Raw genomic sequence first — 5,365 nt, 5'->3', positions numbered from 1 at the left:
GACGGTCTTCTACTCGGAGTCGCCGGGAAAGGGGCGTGCCGGCGTGCCGGTATAGGCCCACAGCCATTCGCGGGGCAGCGGCCCCTTGTTGCGGTCGCTTTCCTGCGACTGCTCCCAGGCATGCGCCAGGATGCCGACCGAGCGCGACAGGACGAACAGGCCGCGCGTCAGCGCCGGCGGAAAGCCAAGCTCGCCATAGATGACGGCGGTGGCGCCGTCGATGTTGAGCGGGATCGTCTTGCCCTTGCGCTTTGCCATTTCCGCCTCGACCGCTTCGGCAATGTCGGCGAAGCGGCCGCTGACGACGCCGCGCACGGCGAAGTCACGCGTCAGTTCGATGAGGCGCGGCGCCCGAGGGTCGACCGGGTGAAAGCGATGGCCGAGACCCGGCACATAGCCTTCTTCCTCGGCAAAGAAGCGGTCGAGCCGCGCCGATACGGCCTCGCCGAGCGTCAGCCCCCGGTCCAGCGCCTCTGCGATATCGCCGTAGAAGGACAGCGCCTGCTCGCCAGCGCCGCCGTGCACGTCGCCAAGCACATTGATGGCCGAGGCCATGGCATTGTTGATGCCGACGCCGCAGGTGGCCGCCATGCGGGCGATCGCGATCGACGGCGCCTGCGGGCCATGGTCGACGGCGGCTCCCAACGCGATGCCGAGCAGCGCCGCCTGCTCCTCGCTCGGCAGTTCGCCGCGCAGCATCAGCCAGATCATCGCCGGAAAGCTGATGCGCCCGATCAGGTCCTGGATCTCATAGCCGCGCAGCCGGATCATGCCGGGCCGCATCTCTATGATGCCGGTCTGCCACCATTGCTCGCCGCGCTCGCGGCCGGTCTTTTTCTCCGCGCTCATGTCCGGGCTCTCATCTTGTCGCGTTCCGGCAACGCCGCGAACACTTCGTCCATATGCTCGCCAAGCCGCGGCGGCGGCCCGGCCGGCGCGGGCGCCGCGCCGTCGACCATGAAGCCGCCGCGCACCACCGTCAGCGGCTTTTCCATGCCAGGCACATGCCGGAAGCGGGTCGCCATGCCACGCTCCGTCACCTGGCGTTCCTCCAGCACTTGCGGGATCGTCAGCACACGTCCCGCCGGCACGCCGGCCCGGTTGAGCTTTTCTTCCCAGCCCGCGGCCGGGGCGCCGGCAAGCGCTTCCTCGATCAGCGTCTTCAACGCGGCCCGGTTCTCCTTGCGCGTCTCGCGTTCCGCGAAGCGCGGATCCGACGCCAGTTCAGGGCGTCCAATCAGCCCGCAAAGGGTGACGAACTGCTCCTGCTTGTTGGCGGCGATGTTGAGCAGCCCTTCGCCGGTGCGGAACGTACCGGACGGGGCCGCCGTCATGTTCTCATTGCCCATGGGCTGGGGCTCGACGCCCGCCGTCAGATAATTCGACACCGGCCAGCCCAGCGCCGACAGCGTGCATTCGAGCATCGAGACGTCGAGGAAAGCCCCCTCGCCGCTCGTCTTCTGCCTGACAAGCGCCGCGGCGATCGCGAAGGCCCCGACCAATCCGCCCAGCGTATCAGCGACGGGATAGCCGACGCGCAGCGGCGCGGTCTCCGGCGTGCCGGTTATGCTCATGATCCCCGAAAGCCCCTGGATGATCTGGTCGTAGGCTGGGTTGCCGCGCATCGGTCCGGTCTGGCCGAAACCGGATATCGCGCAATAGACGAGGCTCGGCCGGACTTCCTTCAGCCTCTCATGCCCGAGGCCAAGCCGATCCATCACGCCCGGCCGGAAATTCTCGACCAGCGCGTCCGACGTGGCGACCAGATCGAGGAAACGCTCGCGGTCGGCCTCCTTCTTCAGGTCGAGCACGACAGATCGTTTGCCGGCGTTCTGCGCCAGGAAGGACGCGCCCATCCCGGCTCTGTTGAGTTCCGGCGAGGCGCCGAGCTGGCGCGCGAGATCGCCGCCCGGCGGCGCCTCGACCTTGATGACGTCGGCGCCGAGCAGCGCAAGCTGGTAGGCGCAGTACGGGCCTGCCAGCACGTTGGTGAGATCGAGAACGCGGACACCGGAAAGCAGGTCTGTCATGATGCTCCAAATCGATCAGGCATCGCCCGGCACATGTTCCGGCCCGCGTGTCCGCCGATGTTCGATCCAGGCCCAGATATGCGGGCCGACAAGGCCGATGAAGGCCAGCGTGAGAAGCGTCAGCGACAGCGGATGCCTGTAGAACACCGTCCAGTCGCCATTGGCGATCGTCATCGCCCGGCGGAACTGCGTCTCGGCGAGCGGTCCGAGGATCATACCGATGATGACGGGCGCCGTCGGGAAGTCGAAGCGGCGCATCAGGAAGCCGGCGGCCCCCAGCAGATAGAGGATGACGAGGTCGGTCGGCGACTGCGAGATGCCGTAGGTGCCGACGGTGGCGAACACCAGGATGCCGGCATAGAGCTGCGGCGCCGGGATCTTCAGCAACCGCACCCAGAGGCCGATCAGCGGCAGGTTGAGGATGACCAGGATGACGTTGGCGATGAACAGGCTGGCGATCAGGCCCCAGACGAGGTTGGCCTGCGTCGTCAACAGCAGCGGACCGGGATTGATGCCGTAACTCTGGAAGGCCGACAGCATGATCGCGGCGGTCGCCGAGGTCGGCAGACCGAGCGTCAGCATCGGCACCAGCACGCCGGCCGCGGACGCATTGTTGGCGGCCTCCGGCCCGGCGACGCCCTCGATGGCGCCGACGGTGCCGAACTCCTCCCTGTGCTTGGAGAGCTTCTTCTCGATGGCATAGGACAGGAAGGTCGGGATTTCGGCGCCGCCGGCGGGCATGGCGCCGATCGGAAAGCCGATCGCGGCGCCGCGCAGCCATGGCTTCCACGAGCGCGCCCATTCGGCGGCCGTCATGTAGAGCGAGCCCTTCAGCGGCACGATCTCATCCTTGCCGGCATAGCGGCGCGAGGCCATGTAGAGTGTCTCGCCGACCGCGAAGAGGCCGACCGCGACGACGATGACGTCGACGCCGTCGAGCAGTTCGCCCATGCCGAAGGTAAAGCGCGGTTGCCCGGTCTGCAGGTCGACGCCGATCATGCCGATGACGAAGCCGACGAACAGGCTGGTCAGCCCGCGCACCGAGGATGAGCCGAGCACCGCCGAAACGGTGATGAAGGCGAGCACCATCAGCGAAAAATACTCGGCCGGCCCGAAGGCCAGCGCGAACTTGACCACGATCGGCGCCAGGAAGGCGACGCCCAGCGTGCCGAGCGTGCCGGCGACGAAAGAGCCGATCGCCGAGGTCGCGAGTGCAGCGCCGCCACGCCCCGAGCGCGCCATCCGGTTGCCTTCCAGCGCGGTGACGATGGTGGCGCTTTCGCCTGGCGTGTTGAGCAGGATCGACGTCGTCGAGCCGCCATACATGGCGCCGTAGTAGATGCCGGCGAACAGGATGAAGGAGGCTTCCGGCGCCACCTGGTAGGTGATCGGCAAAAGCAGCGCGATGGTCAGCGCCGGCCCGAGGCCTGGCAGCACGCCGATCGCTGTTCCGAGCGTCGTGCCGACCAGGCACCACAACAGATTGGTCGGCGTGAAGGCGACTGCAAATCCGTGCGCGAGATAACCGAGCGTGTCCATCGTCTCAGCCTTTCCCGATGCCGAAGACGGCATTGATCAGCACATTGAGCTGGTCCTCGATCAGCCCGGCGCCGATGTTGACGCCGAGCGCCCTGGCAAAGCCGAAATAGGCCGCCAGCGCCAGCACCAGGCCAAGCAGCGCGTCGCGCAGCGGGTGCCGGCTGCCGAAGCCGAAGCAGACCAGCACGAACATGATCACCGAGGCGGCGGTGAACCCGAGCGGCTGGATCAGAAGCAGATTGGCGACCAGGCCCGCGACCACGAAACCCATCGACGTCCAGTCGGTCGGCGTCTCCTTCTCCTCCTCCGGCTGCCAGCCGCCCCGCAGGGCGGCTAGGATGAGCAGCAGGGAAAGCAGGATCATCCCGGCCATGGTGATATAGGGAAAGACGGTCGGGCCGACCTTGGAATAGAGCGGAGACACCGGGATCGCCAGGGTCTGCCAGGCAACGGCGCCGGCGCAGGCCAGAAGCCCGATGCCGATCAGCAATTCGGGTACGGCAAGGCGCGGCGGTGACGCCTGCTGGTCGCTGGTGCTCATGAACTCCTCCCCGGATGGCCGGCATTCAACCGCCGGTATCGCCGCAATTTCAATGCTGCTCGATCACCTGTCCATGCTGCTCCGAAGGGGAGCCAGGCCCCTTCGGAACACTGGGCGGTCCGGAGCTCAGGCGAGGCCGAGATCCTTGAGGATCGCGCCGATGCGGGCGGTGTCGTCGGCGACGAACTTGGCGTAGTCGTCGCCGGTCAGCAGGATCGACGTCCAGTTGCGGTTCTTGCACTCGGTTGCCCAGGCATCGCTCTTGGCCATGGTCTCGACCAGCTTGATCATCGCCGCCTTGTCCTCATCGGAAACGCCGGGCGGGGCGAAGACGCCACGCCAGTTGAACAATTCGACGTCGATGCCGGCCTCCTTGAGCGTCGGCGCGTCGATGCCTTCCTGGCGTTTGTCGGCCGAGATCGCCAGCAGCCTGAGCGCCCCCGCCTTGATCTGCTCGGAGAACTCGCCATAGCCGGAAATGCCGGCCGCGACCTGGTTGCCGAGCAGCGCCGACAGCGCCTCGCCGCCGCCGGCGAACGGCACGTAGGACAGGTTGGCGGCAGGCACGCCGGCCGTCTTGGCGATCAGGCCGAACAGGATGTGGTCGGAACCGCCGGCCGAACCGCCGGCCACCGGAACCTTCGTGGGATCCTCCTTCAGCGCCGCGACGAAATCGGCGGCCGTCTTGAACGGCGAGGCAGCCGGCACCACCAGCGCCTCGAACTCGCCGGTGAGGCGCGCGATCGGCGTCACTTCGGTCAGGTTATTGGCCGACTTGTTGGCGATAATGGCGCCGACCATGACCATGCCGGCGACCATCAGCGAATTGCCCTTGCCCTTCCACTGGTTGACGAATTGCGGCAGGCCGACCGTGCCGCCGGCGCCGCCGACATTGGTGATCTGCGAACCCGAGATCAATTTCTCGGAGCGCAGCACCTGGTCGATCGTGCGCGCGGTCTGGTCCCAGCCGCCGCCGGGTGCCGCCGGCACGAAAATCTGGATCTGCGGGGTGTCCTGCGCAAAGGCGGGTACGAAATGCAAAGCCGCGAAGCCGGCGGCGGTGCTCGTCAAGAATCTGCGTCTGTTCAGCATGGGATTCCTCCAAATCACGACACCTCCTCCGGTGCCTGCCAAGACGTGGCCTGAATTAAGACCCGCATTCGAGTTCAAGCATTTGTGACAGCGTTCTGTCAACGGGAATGCCATTCTGCTGGACAGAACGCATCGGACCGGACTAAATCCGCATGTCCGGGAC

5 protein-coding genes are annotated in these 5,365 nt (G+C 66.7%); all 5 read right to left on the bottom strand.

The genetic code is table 11. The features are described 5' to 3' along the window. Positions 1-9: 9 nt before the first annotated feature. Positions 10-849, bottom strand: a complete 840-nt coding sequence (locus EOA29_RS23945; RefSeq protein WP_126091970.1) for a citryl-CoA lyase — start codon at positions 847-849, stop codon at positions 10-12. After that, the gene (locus EOA29_RS23940; protein WP_126091969.1) at positions 846-2,030 is read right to left on the bottom strand and encodes a CoA transferase; all 1,185 of its coding nucleotides are present in this window, start codon (positions 2,028-2,030) and stop codon (positions 846-848) included. The genes EOA29_RS23945 and EOA29_RS23940 overlap by 4 nt, the downstream gene beginning before the upstream one ends. Positions 2,031-2,045: 15 nt before the next feature. Further along, positions 2,046-3,569 carry a tripartite tricarboxylate transporter permease gene (locus EOA29_RS23935; RefSeq protein WP_126091968.1) on the bottom strand — a complete coding sequence of 508 codons (1,524 nt, stop codon included), beginning with the start codon at positions 3,567-3,569 and terminating at the stop codon, positions 2,046-2,048. Positions 3,570-3,573: 4 nt separating this feature from the next. After that, the gene (locus EOA29_RS23930) at positions 3,574-4,110 is read right to left on the bottom strand and encodes a tripartite tricarboxylate transporter TctB family protein (protein WP_126091967.1); all 537 of its coding nucleotides are present in this window, start codon (positions 4,108-4,110) and stop codon (positions 3,574-3,576) included. A gap of 126 nt (positions 4,111-4,236) precedes the next feature. After that, positions 4,237-5,202, bottom strand: coding sequence for a tripartite tricarboxylate transporter substrate-binding protein (locus tag EOA29_RS23925; RefSeq protein WP_126091966.1), 966 nt, complete (start codon positions 5,200-5,202; stop codon positions 4,237-4,239). Positions 5,203-5,365: the final 163 nt, after the last annotated feature.

The organism is Mesorhizobium sp. M1E.F.Ca.ET.063.01.1.1, from assembly GCF_003998155.1.
Lineage (GTDB): Bacteria > Pseudomonadota > Alphaproteobacteria > Rhizobiales > Rhizobiaceae > Mesorhizobium.
Note: the sequence above shows the minus strand (reverse complement) of the source record. Positions and strands in the feature narration are given on the sequence as shown.

What these genes read in the sequence shown, in the direction of transcription:
- EOA29_RS23925 (WP_126091966.1), bottom strand. Translation starts at nt 5,202, where the DNA reads ATGCTGAACAGACGCAGATTCTTGACGAGCACCGCCGCCGGCTTCGCG.
- EOA29_RS23940 (WP_126091969.1), bottom strand. Translation starts at nt 2,030, where the DNA reads ATGACAGACCTGCTTTCCGGTGTCCGCGTTCTCGATCTCACCAACGTG.
- EOA29_RS23945 (WP_126091970.1), bottom strand. Translation starts at nt 849, where the DNA reads ATGAGCGCGGAGAAAAAGACCGGCCGCGAGCGCGGCGAGCAATGGTGG.
- EOA29_RS23935 (WP_126091968.1), bottom strand. Translation starts at nt 3,569, where the DNA reads ATGGACACGCTCGGTTATCTCGCGCACGGATTTGCAGTCGCCTTCACG.
- EOA29_RS23930 (WP_126091967.1), bottom strand. Translation starts at nt 4,110, where the DNA reads ATGAGCACCAGCGACCAGCAGGCGTCACCGCCGCGCCTTGCCGTACCC.